Annotated in this window: 14 protein-coding genes; 10 read left to right on the top strand and 4 right to left on the bottom strand. The window is 72.0% G+C overall.

What is annotated here, in order from left to right; genetic code table 11:
- Window positions 1-376: 376 nt before the first annotated feature.
- Complete coding sequence (locus CLV68_RS28455) at window positions 377-559, bottom strand: hypothetical protein (protein WP_121393967.1); 183 nt, start codon at window positions 557-559, stop codon at window positions 377-379.
- Window positions 560-589: 30 nt separating this feature from the next.
- Here CLV68_RS28455 and CLV68_RS28450 point away from each other — a divergent pair, with 30 nt between their 5' ends.
- Genes CLV68_RS28450 through CLV68_RS28440 form a run of 3 tightly spaced genes read left to right on the top strand, consistent with a single transcriptional unit; the run spans window position 590 to window position 2,684 of the window.
- On the top strand, window positions 590-1,045 hold the full coding sequence (locus tag CLV68_RS28450; protein WP_121393966.1) for a low molecular weight protein-tyrosine-phosphatase: 456 nt from the start codon (window positions 590-592) through the stop codon (window positions 1,043-1,045).
- Window positions 1,027-1,872 carry a fructosamine kinase family protein gene (locus CLV68_RS28445; protein WP_121393965.1) on the top strand — a complete coding sequence of 282 codons (846 nt, stop codon included), beginning with the start codon at window positions 1,027-1,029 and terminating at the stop codon, window positions 1,870-1,872. Before CLV68_RS28450 ends, CLV68_RS28445 begins: the two co-directional genes overlap by 19 nt.
- Before the next feature lie 20 nt (window positions 1,873-1,892).
- On the top strand, window positions 1,893-2,684 hold the full coding sequence (locus CLV68_RS28440; protein WP_211346794.1) for an SURF1 family cytochrome oxidase biogenesis protein: 792 nt from the start codon (window positions 1,893-1,895) through the stop codon (window positions 2,682-2,684).
- Here CLV68_RS28440 and CLV68_RS28435 read toward each other — a convergent pair.
- The gene (locus CLV68_RS28435) at window positions 2,578-3,591 is read right to left on the bottom strand and encodes a cobalamin biosynthesis protein (RefSeq protein ID WP_121393963.1); all 1,014 of its coding nucleotides are present in this window, start codon (window positions 3,589-3,591) and stop codon (window positions 2,578-2,580) included. The genes CLV68_RS28440 and CLV68_RS28435 overlap by 107 nt on opposite strands.
- Here CLV68_RS28435 and CLV68_RS28430 point away from each other — a divergent pair.
- The 5 genes from CLV68_RS28430 to CLV68_RS28410 all read left to right on the top strand — a co-directional run bounded on the left by CLV68_RS28430 (window position 3,514) and on the right by CLV68_RS28410 (window position 12,672).
- Window positions 3,514-5,259 carry a DUF2397 domain-containing protein gene (locus CLV68_RS28430; protein WP_246010151.1) on the top strand — a complete coding sequence of 582 codons (1,746 nt, stop codon included), beginning with the start codon at window positions 3,514-3,516 and terminating at the stop codon, window positions 5,257-5,259. The genes CLV68_RS28435 and CLV68_RS28430 overlap by 78 nt on opposite strands.
- Window positions 5,249-6,487 (top strand): TIGR02678 family protein, encoded by a 1,239-nt coding sequence (locus CLV68_RS28425; RefSeq protein WP_121393962.1) that lies wholly within the window; start codon window positions 5,249-5,251, stop codon window positions 6,485-6,487. The genes CLV68_RS28430 and CLV68_RS28425 overlap by 11 nt, the downstream gene beginning before the upstream one ends.
- Entirely contained in the window at window positions 6,484-11,067 is a 4,584-nt protein-coding gene (locus CLV68_RS35475) for an SbcC/MukB-like Walker B domain-containing protein (protein ID WP_246010150.1), read from the top strand. The genes CLV68_RS28425 and CLV68_RS35475 overlap by 4 nt, the downstream gene beginning before the upstream one ends.
- A 176-nt stretch (window positions 11,068-11,243) precedes the next feature.
- Window positions 11,244-11,498 (top strand): hypothetical protein, encoded by a 255-nt coding sequence (locus tag CLV68_RS33540; RefSeq protein WP_147460196.1) that lies wholly within the window; start codon window positions 11,244-11,246, stop codon window positions 11,496-11,498.
- A gap of 64 nt (window positions 11,499-11,562) precedes the next feature.
- Entirely contained in the window at window positions 11,563-12,672 is a 1,110-nt protein-coding gene (locus CLV68_RS28410) for a DUF2399 domain-containing protein (RefSeq protein ID WP_170224638.1), read from the top strand.
- Here the strand turns inward: CLV68_RS28410 and CLV68_RS28405 are convergent.
- Window positions 12,662-13,339 carry a FadR/GntR family transcriptional regulator gene (locus CLV68_RS28405; protein ID WP_121393960.1) on the bottom strand — a complete coding sequence of 226 codons (678 nt, stop codon included), beginning with the start codon at window positions 13,337-13,339 and terminating at the stop codon, window positions 12,662-12,664. The genes CLV68_RS28410 and CLV68_RS28405 overlap by 11 nt on opposite strands.
- Window positions 13,340-13,437: 98 nt before the next feature.
- Here CLV68_RS28405 and CLV68_RS28400 point away from each other — a divergent pair, with 98 nt between their 5' ends.
- Complete coding sequence (locus CLV68_RS28400; protein ID WP_121394059.1) at window positions 13,438-13,929, top strand: gluconokinase; 492 nt, start codon at window positions 13,438-13,440, stop codon at window positions 13,927-13,929.
- Window positions 13,926-15,284: a GntT/GntP/DsdX family permease gene (locus tag CLV68_RS28395; protein ID WP_121393959.1), complete on the top strand. Its 1,359-nt coding sequence runs from the start codon at window positions 13,926-13,928 to the stop codon at window positions 15,282-15,284. Before CLV68_RS28400 ends, CLV68_RS28395 begins: the two co-directional genes overlap by 4 nt.
- Here the strand turns inward: CLV68_RS28395 and nudC are convergent.
- Entirely contained in the window at window positions 15,281-16,243 is a 963-nt protein-coding gene (nudC, locus tag CLV68_RS28390) for an NAD(+) diphosphatase (RefSeq protein WP_121393958.1), read from the bottom strand. The genes CLV68_RS28395 and nudC overlap by 4 nt on opposite strands.
- Between the last annotated feature and the right edge of the window lie 14 nt (window positions 16,244-16,257).

Raw genomic sequence — 16,257 nt, 5'->3', positions numbered from 1 at the left:
CGCCTAACGCCTCCACCAGGACCGACTCGGGTAACCAGGAGCATCGGTTCGTCCTACCGCACCCAAGCGTCCCCACTGAGACCGGTCCGCCTACCGCCCCCAGGCAGTCCCACCGGGCGCCGCTACCCCCACCCGACGCCCACCGCAACCGCTTCGCGCGCGCGGTCCCGACCCTGCCCAGCCCCCACCCACTCCGGGGGGCGTCCCTGTGCCAGTCTATCGGTACCCCCCGACAAGCGATCTTGGGACAGGGGGTTCCAAGATCGGGATGTGGATAACTTCTGTCGCTGAGTCGGGTGAAAACGAAGGCCAGGTAAACGCTTCTACCTGCGGAAATAGAGCAAGACTGGGTCTCGGCGTGGGGCAGGCGGGGAAGTCAGTGGGGTGGGTCGGCGAGGGTGGAGAGGTCGTTGGCGTGGAGCCAGTGGTGGGCTCGGCGGCGGGCTAGGTCGTTGGGGGAGGTGCGGAGGGTGATGTGGTGCTCGACCGCGAGGAGGAGGCGGTCGAGGGTGTGGGGTGGGGCGGTGGTCGGGTCGACGGTCCACCACGGGTTGTCCACGGGGGGTTCCCTTCCTCTTACCCTGGCCGCGTGCACATCTGCTTCGTCTGTACCGGGAACATCTGCCGGTCCCCGATGGCCGCGCTCGTGTTCGGCGAGCACCTGCGCCGGGCCGGGTTGGCCGACCGGGTGCGGGTGACCAGCGCGGGCACGGACGGCTGGCACGTCGGTGACGCTGCCGACCCGAGGACCGCGCGGGTGCTGGCCAGGCACGGTTACCCGACGGCGCACGTGGCGGCGCAGGTTGGTGCCGACCACCTCGACGCCGACCTGCTCGTCGCGATGGACACCGGGCACGCGCGGGCGTTGCGCGCCAGGGTGGCTGACCCCGAACGCGTGACATTGTTCCGCGTTTTCGACCCCGCCGCCGAGACGGATCTTGACATTCCGGACCCCTACTACGGCGGCCCGGACGGGTTCGACCAGGTGTTGGCCATGGTCGAGGCCGCCTGCCCCGGGTTGGTGCAGTGGGTGCTGGCGAACTGAACCCGGCCGCCGCCGTCGCCGAGCTCACCGGGTTGACGCCGACCGGGGTGCACCCGCTGGCCGACCACGTCTTCGAGGTCGACACCGAGGACGGCGACCTGGTGGTGGCCAAGTACGACCCGCGCCAGGGGGCCGTCGACGCCGAGGTCGCCGGGCTGCGGTGGCTGGCCGAACCGGGCGCGGTCGCCGTCCCGGACGTCCGCGCGCACGACGACCGGTGGCTGATCATGGAGCAGATCGAGCCGTCGGCGCCGAGCACCGTTGCGGCGGAGGACCTCGGTCGTCGCATCGCGGACCTGCACGCGGCCGGTGCACCGGCCTATGGCGCATCGACAGGGCCCGAGCAGGCGTGGATCGGTCTCGCGCCGATGCGGTGCGTGCCGAGCCCCGAGTGGGCGCACTGGTACGTCACCGATCGCATCGCGCCCTACCTGCGCAACGCTGCTGACCGTCAGCTCATCGATCGGGACGGTGTGTCCACGATCGAAACGTTGTGCGGTCGGATCGACGTCCCGCACGAACCGCCCGCCCGCCTGCACGGCGACCTGTGGAGCGGCAACGTTGTGTGGGCGCGGCAGGCGTGGCTGATCGATCCCGCCGCGCACGGCGGCCACCGCGAGACCGACCTGGCCATGCTCGCCCTCTTCGGCTGCCCGCACCTGGACAGGGTCATCGCCGCCTATGACGAACACCGGCCTCTAGCCGACGGATGGCAGGCGCGAGTTCCCTTGCACCAACTGTTCCCGCTGCTCGTACACACTGTCCTGTTCGGCTCGGGCTATGCCCGGCAGGCTGTAGCCGCAGCCCAGGCGGCGCTACGGGCATGACCCTGGCCTACCGTGGTGGGGTGCGGTTGAAACTGCTGCTTCGTCCCAGCTGGCTGATGCTGGCCCTCGTCGTGGTGGCGTTCGCCGTGACCTGCTTCACCTTGCTCGCTCCGTGGCAGTTCCACCGGCACGACGAGCGCAAGGCCACGAACACCGCCGTGCAGGACTCGTTCGACGCTCCCCCGGCCCCGATCGGCTCGGTCCCGCCCGACCAGTGGCGACGCGTCACCCTCGCTGGCACCTACCTGGCCGGTGGCGAGGCTCTAGCGCGGCTCAGGACTGTCCAGGGCAACGCCGCCTTCGAGGTGTTGACCCCGTTCCGGCTGACCGACGGCAGCATCGTCCTCGTCGACCGGGGCTATGTGCGTCCGGCCGAAGGCGTGAGCGTCCCCGACTATGCCGAGGCCCCGACCGGTCAGGTCAATCTGCTCGCGCGGGTGCGGCTTGGCGAATCGACCGACCGGGCGGCGTTCGAGGAAGACGGTCACCGTCAGGTCTATGCGGTCGACCCCGCTGTAGTCGGGCGCGCGGCCAGTCTCGACATCCGGCCGGGTTACGTGCAGCTCGAAGAGGGCTCGCCAGGCGTGCTCGGCGTGCTGCCGCTACCGCAGCTAGAGGCAGGACCGTTTCTGTCTTACGCACTGCAGTGGATCGCGTTCGGTGCGATGGCCCTACTCGGGCTCATCTACTTCACGTGGCGCGAGATCAAGCCCGGCGGGACTCTCGCGGAGAGGGAGCACAAGCCCAGGCGGAAGTCAGTGTCCGAGATCCTCGCCGAGGACGAGGCCCGGGAGCGCGCCGCTTCAGCGTGATCAGCGCGGCCACACCGGCCGTGAGAAAGCCGACCAAGCGAGACAGTGTCACCGCGCGTGCCACGTCGGTGGCGTCAGGTGCGCGCCCCTCCCCCAACACCGGCCGGTCTTCAACGCCGTAGGAGTACTCGGTCCGGCCACCTAGCTGGACGCCGAGCGCACCGGCAAACGCAGCCTCGACCTGCCCGGCATTAGGACTCGGATGAGCCCCCGCGTCCCGCTTCCATGCCTCCCGCGCGCGCCGACGGTCCCCTTTGACGGCAGGCGCAGCGACGACTGTGAGCGCTGCCGCGAGCCGAGCGGGAACGAGGTTCGCCACGTCGTCCAGCCGCGCTGAGGCCCAACCGAACCGCAGGTACCGGGGCGACTTGTGGCCGACCATCGCGTCCATGGTGTTGACCGCGCGGTACCCGAGCAGCCCAGGCACCCCGGCGACAGCCCCCCACAGCAACGGCGCCACTACGGCGTCAGAGGTGTTCTCAGCGATGGACTCAACTGTCGCACGAGCCAGGCCAGCGCTATCCAAGGTTGATGGGTCCCGCCCGCACAGGTTGGGCAACCGCTCGCGTGCACCCGCGATGTCGTCAGCGCTCAACCGCGCCCCGATAGCCCAGCCCTCGGCCGCTAGTGAACGACCGCCGAGCACCACCCACGTCGCTGCGGCAGTCCCCACGATCCGCACGATCGGATTACGTGACCTCTCGACGGCAGCGCCTAGAGCAACTGCCCCACCCGCGAGCACGGCCGTGTAGACCACGCCCGCGGCTCGGTTGTCGCGGTGGACGACCCGCTCCAAGCGTTGGGCGAGCTGACCGAACCCGGCCACGGGGTGCCACCGCCGGGGATCACCGAGCGCCGCGTCGGCCGCGACCCCCAGGAGCAGGCCGAACGCGCGTGCCGCGGACACTGGCTGCCTCCCGGTCGGTTCATCCCCCTGGCGGGCGAACCGTATCGCGCCGGGGCGGCCGGGGTGCGCGGCTGTCGGCCGGTCGGGCTATCGTGGCCCGCCGTGGATGACGAGCAGGGGGAGGCCAGCCTGGAGGCGGCGAGCAGGCTCCAGCTCTACGCCTACCTGCAACCCCGTGAGCACCACCACACCTACCTCGCGATCATGCGGCTGTTCACCTCGACGCTGCTGGCGGACCTGTCCGCAGGCGAGGTGTCGAGCGCGTTGGCCGGTGCCGAGCGCGATGGGCGCATCGACATCGGCGAGTCGCACATCGACGTGGTGATCCCGCGGCTGCGGCAGCTGGTCGAGTGGGGCAACCTGGTGCACGGCCGCCGGGAGACGATCGCGGCCAGCATCGCGGAGTTCCAGCAGGGCTCCATGCGCTACCAGGTGTCGAAGCTGGCCGTCCGGGTGCAGCGCGACGTCGACGAGCTGCTGCGGGTCCCCGAGGGCGCCCGCGAGGTGTCCCGCGAGCTGCTGCCCGCGATCGAGCGCGGCCTCGGTGAGCTGGGTGAGGCGTTGGCCGTCGCCGTGGCCCGCGGTCAGCGCGATCCGGGTTCCCTGCCCGCGCGCCGTGCCCGCGAACAGCTGGCCGAGCGGGTCACCACCCTGTTCCTGCAGCACGCGGAGCTGGCGGCCACGGTCCGCGACTTCTACGCCTACCTCGGCCAGATCCTGACCCGGCACCACTTGGCACCGGAGGAGATCGCGGGTTTCCGCAACCTGCTGGTCGAGTACATCCAGCTGGTCGTGGAGGACGTGCTGCGGCACACCCCTGCGATCGCGACAGCGCTATCCGCGCTTGCCCGGTCCCGCGCCGAGCTGCTGCGGTTGCTGCGGCCCGCCGATCAGCTGGGCGCGGCGGTCGAGCGCACCCGGGGCCGCGGTGAGGCTGACTGGCAGGATTTGACCGACTGGTTCGTCGACCGGCCAGGTAACCCGTCGCAGGTCACGGCCCTGCGTGAGGCCACGACCAGGGCGATCGGGGCGCTGCTGGCGACCGTGCGGCGCGCGACCACCGGCGGCGGGCTGCTGCCGAGCAGGCGCGCGGAGCTGGTTCGGCTCGCGGGCTGGTTGGACGCGGCCACGCCCAAGCGGGCGCACGCGGTGTACGCGGCGGCGTTCGGGCTGCACTCGGCGCGGAACCTGCTGCCCGCCCCCGAGCACGACGGCGACGACGAGCACACCCCGTGGCGCGACGGACCGGCCATCGACGTGTCGGTCAGCGTGCGCGGGCGCGGTGACCGGGGCGCGCGCGGGCGGACGTCGCGGATCATGGACGACCCGATCACCGAGCAGGGGCTGCTGGCGCAGGCTCGGGAAGCCGATGAGCAGCGGGAGGCGGCGGCGGCTGAGCTGGCCGCGGCGGCCGTGAACCTCGACGAGGCAACGCTGTCGGGCGAGGCTCTGCGCGCGTTGTGCGAGCTGTTGACGTTGGCCATGGCGCAGCGCGAGGGGGCGTCCGATCCGGGATCCGCGACCGACCAGGTTCGGGGGTTGGCGTTGACGCTAACTCCGCAGGTAGGGCAGATCACGCGGATCCGGAGCACGTCGGGCACCTTGACCTTGCGCGACACCGTGGTCGGGATCTCCCGGGTGGAAACGAGGGGTCGCGGTGGCCGTTAAGTCTCGTCCTGACGTCCTCGGCGACCTGTCCGACATCGACGCGTCCAACGTCGCCCGCTGCGCGAAGGTCTTGCTGCGGCACCCGCTCTTGCGCCCAGGTGGACCTGACGGCGATCTGCTTCCTTTGGTCTACCGGTACCGGATCTCTCTCCAGGAGATGTTCGCGAGCCTGCTCGGGTACCGGCTCGTGGTGGAACGCCGGTTCGCTCGGCTCTACAAGAGCGGCCCTGGTGACGACCACACCCGAGGCGAGTCAAGCCTGACGCCTCGCGGCTACGCATACGTCTGCCTGACCATGGCGGCGTTGACCGGTGTCGGGCGTCAGGTACTGCTTTCGCGCCTGGTGGCCGATGTCCGGGGTGCGGCGTCAGAGGCAGGTATCGACGTTGTCGACGACGTCGGCGACCGGCGGGCGCTGACGGCGGCGCTGCGGCACCTGATCGCGCTCGGCGTGATCACCGAGACCGACGGCACCGTGGCCGGGTTGATCTCCGAGACCCCGGCGGAGGCGCTGATCACCATCCACACCGACCTGCTCGGGCAGCTGCTGGCGGGCCCGCTGGCGGAAGCGACCGGCGCGGATGAGCTGGTGGAGCTGGCCTCGGCGCCCGGTCGGCTCGGCGTCGAGCACGCGGTGCGGCGGCGGCTGGTGGAGAACCCGGTGACGCTGCACGCGGACCTGCCGCCGGAGCAGGCCGAGTGGCTGCTGCGCCACCAGCGGCGGGAGTCGGTGGTGCTGGAGCGCTGCTTCGGGCTGGTCACCGAGATCCGGGCCGAGGGGGTGGCGGTGACCGACCCCGAGGAGTACCTGACCGACGTGGTGTTCCCGTCGACCGGCACGGTGGCCAGGGTGACCCTGCTCGCGCTGCCGGAACTGGTGGACCAGAGCGACCTGGTGTCCGACGACGGCGAGGTGCCGTACCGGCCGGACGGGCGGGTTCCGGTCAGCCGCGCGCGGCTGCTGGAGGTGTGCGGCAACCTGGTCGCGGACTACCCGGCGGCCTGGTCGCGCCAGGCGACCGACGACGTCGCCGCGCTCGCCGACGACGTGACGGACCTGTTGACGCGCCTGACGCTGGCGGTGCCGGACGGCGACGGGTGGCTGATCAGTCCGGCCGCGCACCGGTGGCTGCCGCAGCCGGACGACTCGCCGGGGCGCCCGGTGGCCGTGTCCGAGGTGCCGCCGGAGCCGGGGTGGTCGCTGTTCGACGAGGAGGGGGTTCGGTGACCGAGCAGGACCGGGTCGAGCAGGCCGCGAACGGGGTGGGCCCGCTCGCGGGCGACGCTGCCGGGGTTGGCGCTGTTGGGATTCGCGCCGTTGGGGTTGACGCTGCCGGGGTTGACCCCGTCGGGGTTGACGCTGCCGATGTCGAGGGGCTCGTGGTCGACCGTGCGCCTGAGGTGGGTCGGTGGCGGCTGCACCGGGGCGGGATCGTCAACATCTGGCAGTACCGGGAGCAGACCTTCGACTTCTCCGGTGGGCGGGCGATCTTCCAGGGCACCAACGGGTCCGGTAAGTCACGCACCCTGGAGTTGTTGCTACCGCTGTGTCTTGACGGTGACCTGCGGTACCTGGGGTCCAAGGGCGCGGGCACTGTGTCGATCCGCCGCCTCATGCTCGACGACTACGACGGTGGGCCTAACCGGATCGGTTACGCGTGGATCGAGCTGCACCGCACTACGGCCAAGGGTGCCGACGAGTACCTGACGTGCGGCATCGGGGTGAAGGCGTCGGCGACGTCGCAGCAGATCAGCGACTCCTGGCGGTTCGTGACCCCATCGCGGGTAGGGACGCATTTCCAGCTCGCTTCCGCTGACCGCGTCCCGTTGGGGCCAGCTGCGTTGAGGGAGGTCATCGGCGCGGACAGGGTCTACGACGAGGCCGCGTTCCGCGCGAAGGTAGCCGAGACGGTCTACGGCGTGCCCGGTGGTCGCTATGGGGACCTCTTGCACCTTCAGCGGACTCTGCGTAACCCGGACATCGGGTTGAAGGTGCAGGACGGCCAACTGGAGCAGATCCTCACCGACGCGTTGCCGCCATTGGACGCGGGCGTGGTCGAGCAGTTGGCGACGTCGTTCGAGGACCTGGAGTCGATCCGGGAGAACATCGGCAGGCTCGGCGCGGCCGATACGGCTATGAGCGCGTTCCTGGCCACGTACTCCGGTTACGCCCTCGGCGCCTTGCACGCGGCTGGCGGTAGAGCGCAGGCCGCGACTAAGACGTTGGATAGTGCGCACGGCGAGATCCGGAAACTAGAGCAGCGGCTGGTCGTTGACGCTGAGAAGCACGCAGAGGCTGAGGAGCGGGTTCGCGTACTAGAGGAGCGCGACCTCGAACTTGAAAACAGCATCGACTCGCTGAAGTCATTGCCTGCGTACCAGGGTCTGCGGGACTTGCAGGACCGGGAGAAGTTGGTCGAGCGCACGCGTGAGGCAGCCGGCGCGGCTCTGGATAACGCTGGGGTGCAGCGCAACCACGCCGACCGAGCGGTCGAGACAGTGCTAACCGTGCTGCGCAGGCTTGGCGGTGACATCGAGGACGCGGCCGAACTCGCGCTGTCCACTTCGGACGCCGTGGCCGCGGCGGGCCTCGATCCCGCGCTGTGCCCGTCGGTGCCGTCCGCGCCGGAGCCGGTGCCGGGGACCGAGACCGGCCAGGTACGGGCCAAGCCGGACCCGGAGGCCGAACCGCTGGCCATCGAGCGCCGCACGCCACCGCCGGTCGCGCCGGACGAGCTGTCCGCCGTACTGGCCGAGGCGGCCGGGCGCGCGGGCGACCTGGCGAGCGTCGTGGCGCAGCGGGCCGCCCTGGCGATGTCGCTGCACGACCGCGCGATGTCGCTGGACGCGGACCGGCAGGAACTGGACAAGCTCCAGGCCAAGGCCCGCGACGCCCAGATCGAGGCGACCGAGTCGGCCGGGTGGCGCAACGAGGCCCGCCAACGCTTCACCGTGGCCGCCGAGGTCTGGCGCGAGAAGACCACCGCGTGGATTACCGCGGGCCCCTTCGCCGACGACCACGCCGCGCGCCCCCCACGCCCACCCGCCGCCGACGCGGTCCTGACCGGCCCCGAATCGACCCGCCAGGCCAGGGACGCCGCGCGCAAATGGGCCGCACCGCACCTGACCGGCCTACGCCAACGGGTCGCGGCGGCCAGGCAGTCGGTCGACGACCTCATCGGCCGGGTGAAGTCAGCCGAGCGGCGCTTGATCGAACTGCGCAAGGGCGTCGACGCCGCCCCGCCGGGATTGGTGGAACAGGGTCCCGGAGCCCCGTTCTACCGCCTGGTGGACTTCGCAGGTCTGACCGACACCGAACGCGCGGGCCTCGAAGCCGCTCTCCAGGGCTCCGGCCTGCTGACGGCCTGGGTCCGCCCAGACGGCGGAATCGGCGACGCACCGGGCGCGGCGAACGGAATCCCGGCCGCAAGCGGGGCATCGGGCCCCGGAACCGAGCTCGGCGGACCGGGATCCGCGACTGTGGCAGGCGCCGCGGTGTCGCGGAACGCCGTGTCAGCGCCTGCGGTCGGCCGAGACCAATCGGCATCCAGCGGCGTGAGCGACACGGCGGGCACAGCGGCGGGGATCCTGGCCGCTGGCGCGGCTGTCGGGTCAGCGACTTCGTCTGCCGTCATCGGCGACGCAGCGGACAAGGTGGCCGGGATTCCGGCCACTGGCGCGGCGCGGACATCCGCGGCCGCGCGCAGCCGCGGCGAGGCGGCCGTACCCGCTGGGGTGGTGGCGGGGATCTTGGCGACTGTGGCCGGGGTGGCGCCGTCGTCGTTGGGCGGGGTGTTGGTGCCCGCGGTGGAGCCTGGTGGGCCGGTGCCTGCCGAGGTGGTGGCGGGGTTGTTGGCGTCCGTGTCGTTCGGCGAGGAGTACGACGGGCTCGCGGTGTGGGCGGACGGGCGGTGGCGGGCCGGGGTGCTGCGCGGCGTTGGCGGCAAGCCGGACGCGGAGTTCGTGGGGGCTGGGGCTCGGGAAGCGGCGCGGCAGCGGGCCATCGCGGAGTTGGCGGGGGCGCTGGAGGAGCTGCACACCGAGCTCGCGGTGGCGGAGTCGGAGCTGCGGGAGCGGTCGCGGACGGTGGAGGGGTGGGACCGGCACCTCGACGCGTTCCCCGACGACCGGGAGCTGATCGGCGCGCGGGTCACCGCGGAGCAGGCCGGGCGGCAGGCGGCGGACGCGGCGACGAAGGCGGAGCGGCGGCGGTCCGAGCACGTGGCCGCCGAGGGCCGGGTCCGCGCGATGGAGACCGGGCTGGCGCAGGACGCGGGCGCGGCGGGGTTGACCGCCGACACCGAGGCGCTGCGGCACGCCCACAGAGCGGCCACGCAGGCGCGCGGGTCGGCGGAGAGCCTGCGGGACGCCCTGGCCAAGCGCTGCGTCGGGACGGTGCGCGACCTGGTCGAGGCGTTGCACGACCACAACGCGGCGGTCGACGACCGGGAGACCGCCGAGCGGGTGGCCGACGACAAGTGCGTCGCGTTCCACCGCGAGGCGGCGGCCCTGGCGGAGTTGACGGCGGCGGTCGGCGGCGCGGCCGAAGAGGTCGCGCGGCAGCTGGGCGAGCTGGAACGGTCCCGCCGCGAGGCGCGGGTGGCGCTACCGGAATCGCGGCGGACCGCGGGTGAGCTGTCCAACCAGGTGGTGAAGACGCAGACGCTGCTCGACACCAGGGGCGCGGAGATCGACGGCAAGCGGTCAGCGGCCTCAGCAGCGGCGCAAGCGTTTGCCGAAGCGTTGGCCGCCCCCGGCGTGTGGCCCGCGGCGGTCGACGAGGACCGGCCTGCCGACGACGCGGACGCCTGGGACCTGCTGGCGACCGCGGTGGCCGAGTCCAAGCGGCTGCCCAGCGAGGAGAACGTGCTGGGCAAGCTGCAGAACCTGCAGTCGTCGCTGGCCGGGACGCACAACGTGCTCCCGGAGCGGCACGCCGGGATCCTCACCGTGGTGGTGTCCGCTGAGGAAGGCCCGGCCCCGGTCGCCGTCGCTGCCCGGCGGGTGGCGGGTCGGCTGGCCGAGCGGCGCGGGTTCCTGACCGAGCAGTACCAGGGGATCTTCGCCCTGCACCTGGTGCGGGAACTGGCCGAGCGGCTCTCGGCGCAGATCGCCGTCGCCGAGGACCTGACCAGGCGGATGAACGAGGTGCTCGACACCGCCCGGTCCAGCCAGGGCGTGCACGTGCGGCTCGACTGGCAGCCCGCCGCGTGGCTGGACGAGTCCACCCTGGAGGCGCTGCGGCTGCTGCGGGTGCCCTTCGCGCAGCGCACCGAGGAGCAGGACGCCCGGCTGCAGCAGGTGTTCACCGAGCGCATCGAGTCCGAACGCGACAGTGCCACCGGCGGCTACACCGAGATCCTGGCGCGGGCGCTGGACTACCGGTCGTGGTTCGCGTTCACCGTCCGCGTCCGCGACACCGGCCCGGACGGCAAACCGCGCTCGCGCCGCCTGCGCCAACTCTCCTCCGGCGAGACCCGGCTGATCTCGTACGTGACCCTGTTCGCCGCCGCCGCCGCGTTCTACGGCGCCATCTCCGCCGGCCTGGCCAGCACGATGTCCCCGCTGCGGCTGGTGCTGCTCGACGAGGCGTTCGAACGCCTCGACGACCCCACCATCGCCCGGATGCTGGAACTGCTGGTCGACCTGGACATGGACTGGGTCATCACCTGGCCGAGCGGCTGGGGGGTGTCCGACCGCATCCCCCGCATGCACATCTACGACGTCCTGCGCCCCAAATCCGGCCACGGCGTCGCCTGCACCCACACCACCTGGGACGGCACCACCCTCGACCGCGACGACCCGTGACCCCGATCCCCTGCACCACGCGGGCCCGCCGCCCCGGAGCAGCCCTGTCACCCCGGGTCGCCGCGCGGCGACCGAGCAGTCGACGTCTCGCCGGAGCCCAGGGCGCGCCGGGTGATCCACGGTGATCAACCGAGGCATGCCAGGAGTGGTCGGCCCGTGACCGAAGTGGAGTCGCCGTGACCGAGCACCCGCCCGAGTCCGCACCACCGCAGGAGTTCGCACCACCGCCGGAGTTCGCGGAGTACCGGTGCCCCGAGCTCGCCGTGCCGTCGCGGCAGGTGACGTGGAGTCACGGCACCAGGTGCCGGTCCAGCGGAGAGGTGGCCGGGTCGTTGGAGCGTGCAGAGACCGCGCGCGACAGGATGACCGTGGTGGTCGCCAACTCGGTCGCGAACAGCCGCAGTGGCAGGCGCACGGGAGCGGGTCCGTGATCCACTGTGGTGGGGTGGGTGGCTACCGTGGGGGTGGTCAGGTCGTGCGTGGACTGGAGCAGTGGTGAACGAGGAGTACCGGCGGCCGGAGTTTGCCGTGTTGTGGCGGCAGGCGCGGACCGCTGTGGCTCGGGGGCAGGTGAAGCTGGGGTTCAAGGCCCCGGACGCCGCCGCGGCGGGGGCGGTGGCGGGGGTGTTGGGGCGCGAGGTGACCGCCGGGGTCGGGATGACCGTGGTGGTCGCCGAGCTGGACGCGCGGGTGCGGGCTGTGTTCGGTTGTGGGTTGGACGAGGTGCTCTCCTCTCTGTTCGGGGAGTCCGCAGGCAGTGTGGTGGCGCCCGCGGCGGCGGACGACATCCTGGGGGCTGCGGTCGCGGCGGCCGGGGTCAGTGGCGGGTGGGTGCCCGCGTGGGTGGATCAGGCCCGGCGGTACGCCAAGATCTCGCCAGTCGAGTTGGCCGAGGTGGCGCCGAGGGCGGCAGCCGCCATCGCGCGGCTGCACTTGGACCCGTCGGCACCCGCGGCGTGGCTGGTGTTGTCCGATCTGGGCCTGGTTCGCGGAACTCGACTGGCCGGACTGGTGTTGCGGGCGGCGGCCACGGCGCACGGCGCGGCCCTACCCCGCTCCACTTCGGACGAACGGCGGCTGTGGGAGCGCAGCGGCGTACTGCTGGACGCGGTGTCGACGACGGTGCTGACATGGGCTTTCCCCGGGTGTGCGGCGCGGACCGAGCTGGGCTTGCCCACCCATCTGACCATCCGCGACGCCATCCCGGCCGGGGTCGACGCCTGGGTGTGCACAAGTCCGGTGGTTGTGGACAACGCGATCGCCGCCGGGGTCCGGGTCCCGCTGGTGTGCCTCTCCGGCCACCTCAACCCGGTCGCGCGGACCCTGTTGTCCCGCCTGGGAAGCGCCCGCGTGCACGGCGACTTCGACGCGCACGGTCTGCTGATCACCCAGCAGGCCCTGGCCATCACCGGCGGCACCCCGTGGCGCATGTCCGCCGCCGACTACCGCGACGCGCTCGTCTCCGGCCGCGATCTCCTGGCCCTGAGCCCAGACCCCCTCACAGCCCCGTGGGACCCCGAACTCCCCGAGGCGATGCGCGCCGGGTGGGCCGTGCCGGAAGACGCCGTCGCCGAGACCCTGGTCGCGGACCTGCTCACCTCCTGAGGTCCTCCATCACCTCGGTGACGATGGCCCGCATGGCCCCCTCCGCGCGCGCCGAGTCACCCGCCGCGACAGCCTCCGCCACCTCGACATGCAGCCGCACAGCCTCGGCCTTCGGCCTAGGAGGCATCAGGTGGTGCTGTGTGCGGCCGGTCAAGACCGCGTCGACCACATCCCCCAGCTGGCAGAACATGTCGTTGCCCGACGCCACCAAGAGCAACCGGTGGAAGGCGATGTCGTGCACGAGGAACGCGTCCAGGTCATGCGTGGTGGAGCGCAGCTGGACGGCGAGCTCGGTGAGCCGACCGGCCTGCTCCGGGGTCGCCCGGGCAGCGGCGAGCGCGGCGGCCACCGGCTCGGTCGCCGATCGCAACTCGGTCAGGGATCGCAGCTGGTCGGCCCGGTCCGAGCCGTCGAGCCGCCAGCGGATGACGCGGGGGTCGTAGAGGTTCCAGTCGACGCGCGGCAGCACCGTGATGCCGACCCGACGACGGCTGCTGACCAGCCGCATCGCCTCCAGCACGCGCAACGCCTCGCGGACGACCGTGCGCGAGACCCGGAACGCGCGCTCCAACTCCTCGGTGCGCAACACGGCGCCCGGGGGGTACTTCCCGCTCACGATGGCGGGTCCGATGTCGTCGAGCAGGCGCCCGGGCAGTCCTGAGGTCACCCCACCAGTGTCTCACTCATATGACCAATACGTGTCGAACTCTTGAATAAGTACTACCTTTGAGCTTCACTGAGTCGGTGCACAGCGTCGTGGTCGTGATGGGCGTGGCGGGGTCGGGCAAGACAACCGTCGCCACGCTGCTGGCTGAACAGCTCGGGGCTCCGCTGGCCGAGGCGGACGAGTTCCACCCCGCGGCGAACATCGCCAAGATGAGCGCCGGTACCCCTCTTACCGACGAGGACCGCTGGCCGTGGCTGGACGCGATCGCGGACTGGATCCGCGAACGCGCCCACGACGGCGGCGGTGTCGTCACGTGTTCCGCGCTCAAGCGCTCTTACCGGGACCTGCTCGGTAGGGACGAACGCGTGTTCTTCGTCCACCTCAACGGTTCGCGAGAACTGCTGGCGGACCGGATGCGCGGCCGCAGCGGGCACTTCATGCCGGTGTCGCTCCTGGACTCCCAACTGGCCGACCTGGAACCGCTGGCCGAGGGCGAGCCCGGCCTCGAACTCGACATCACCGATCCCCCCGACCAGCTCGCCGCGGCCGCCGCGCGCGGGCTGGCCGAGTTCGAAGGAGGACAGCCATGACCGAGCCCCTGATCACGGCGGCGGCCTGGACCGGCCACGACACCCGGCTCATCGGCGCGACCGTGCTCGGCATCGCGCTGATCGTCGTGCTGATCACCAAGGTCAAGTTCCACCCGTTCCTGGCCCTGGTGCTCGGCGCCGGCACGCTGGGGCTGGTCGCCGGGATGCCGGTCGGCGCGCTGATCGAGAGCTTCACCAAGGGCGTCGGGTCCACTGTGGCCGGTGTGGGCGTGCTGATCGCGCTCGGCGCCATGCTGGGCAAGCTGCTGGCCGACTCCGGCGGCGCCGACCAGATCGTCGACACGATCCTGGGGCGCGCGTCCGGGCGGAAGCTGCCGTGGGCGATGGCGCTGGTGGCGGCGCTGATCGGGCTGCCGATGTTCTTCGAGATCGGCCTGGTCATGCTGATCCCGGTGGTGCTGCTGGCCGCGCGGCGCAGCGGCAAACCGCTGATGCTGCTGGGCATCCCGGCGCTGGCGGGCCTGTCGGTGCTGCACGGGCTGGTGCCGCCGCACCCCGGTCCGCTGGTGGCGGTGGACGCGCTCAAGGCCGACCTCGGGCTGACCCTCGGCCTCGGCGTGCTGGTGGCGATCCCGACGGTGATCATCGCGGGGCCGGTGTTCGCCCGGTTCGCGGCCAGGTGGGTGCCGGTCGAGGCACCGGTGGTCGATGACGAGGTGGAGCGGCCGACGACCAGGCCGAGCTTCGCCGCCACGCTCGCCACGGTGCTGCTGCCGGTCGTGCTGATGCTGGGCAAGGCGCTCGCGGACATCCTGCTGGCCAAGGAGAACACCGTCCGGCACGTGCTGGACTTCCTCGGCGCCCCGCTGGTGGCGCTGCTGCTGGCGGTCCTGGTCGGGATGGTGACCCTCGGGCGCGGGTTCGGGCGCGACAAGCTCGCCGCCTCGATCGGCGAGTCCCTGCCGCCGATCGCCGGGATCCTGCTGATCGTCGGCGCGGGTGGCGGCTTCAAGCAGACGCTGGTGGACGCGGGCGTCGGCGACGTGATCACCGGGCTGGCCAAGGACGCGAACTTCTCGCCGCTGCTGCTCGGCTGGCTGATCGCGGTGGCGATCCGGCTGGCGACCGGCTCGGCCACGGTGGCCACCATCTCCGCGGCGGGCATCATCGCCCCGCTGGCGGTCGGGATGGAGCCGACGCACGCCGCGCTGCTCGCCCTGGCCATCGGCGCGGGCTCGCTGTTCTTCTCCCACGTCAACGACGCCGGGTTCTGGCTGGTGAAGGAGTACTTCGGGCTCAGCGTCGGTCAGACGATCAAGACCTGGTCCATCATGGAGACACTGATCTCCGTGGTCGGCATCCTGATCATCATGCCGCTGAGCTGGCTGCTCTAGCGCCCAGCCCAACCCGCGACCATCTGCCGGGCGATGGAGGTCTCCCCCGGCAGGATCAGGTCCGGGAGCTGGCCGCCGTTGGCCAGTGCCTCGACGACCCGGTCGCGGTGGACCCAGTGGGCGTGCTCGATCTCGCCGTCAGCGGGGACCAGCGGGGCGGCGGGGTCGGCTGCCGCGGTGAAGCCGATCATGATGGAGCGGGGGAACGGCCAGGGCTGGCTGCCCAGGTAGCGGATGTCGGTGACCTCGACGCCGACCTCCTCGGCGATCTCCCGCTCGACGCACGCCTCCAGGGACTCGCCGGTCTCCACGAAACCCGCGAGCACCGAGTAGCGGTGCGCGGGCCAGATGGGCTGGCGGGCCAGCAGGACCTGGTCGCCGCCGTCGTGGACCAGGCAGATCACCGCCGGGTCGGTGCGCGGGTACTCCTCGCGTCCGCACCCGGTGCACTTGCTGGCCCACCCGGCGGCGGTGCGGTCGACCGGGGACCCGCACTTGGCGCAGAACCGGGCCCGCGCGTGCCAGTTGACCAGGCCGACCGCGGTGGTGAACAGGCCGGCGGCGGTGTCGTCGAGCAGGGAGCCGACGCCGCGCAGGTCGTGCCACTGCTCGCCGTCGGCCGATTCCGCGCCCGCCCACAGGCTCCACGCGCCGGGCGGGGCCGGGACCGGGCGCAACTCCTCGTCCGAGGACAGCACCCAGTACGACTCGTCGCCCTGCTCACCGAGCAGCATGGCCTCGGCGGGGCGCTCGTCGGCGAACGCGAGGGCCGGGCGGGGCGCCAGCGCGGTGCCGCCGTCGCGGACCGGGGTGCGGCCCTGCTTGTCCACCAGCAGCACCCGGCCCGCCTTCCACAGCCGGTCGAGCCGCTCCGGGTCCTTGCGGGCGGTCTCGTCCCTGGCCGCTGTCGCGCGCGACAGCGTGGGCAGCGCGGCTAGTCGGAACGGTTCGCTGGTCACGCGTTTCCCCCTGG

This window comes from Actinokineospora cianjurensis, from assembly GCF_003663795.1.
GTDB classification, from domain to species: domain Bacteria; phylum Actinomycetota; class Actinomycetes; order Mycobacteriales; family Pseudonocardiaceae; genus Actinokineospora; species Actinokineospora terrae.
Note: the sequence above shows the minus strand (reverse complement) of the source record. Positions and strands in the feature narration are given on the sequence as shown.

Bases quoted from the DNA above. Each gene is read 5' to 3' on its own strand.
- CLV68_RS28400 (WP_121394059.1), top strand. From the start codon at position 13,438: ATGGGCGTGGCGGGGTCGGGCAAGACAACCGTCGCCACGCTGCTGGCT.
- CLV68_RS28395 (WP_121393959.1), top strand. From the start codon at position 13,926: ATGACCGAGCCCCTGATCACGGCGGCGGCCTGGACCGGCCACGACACC.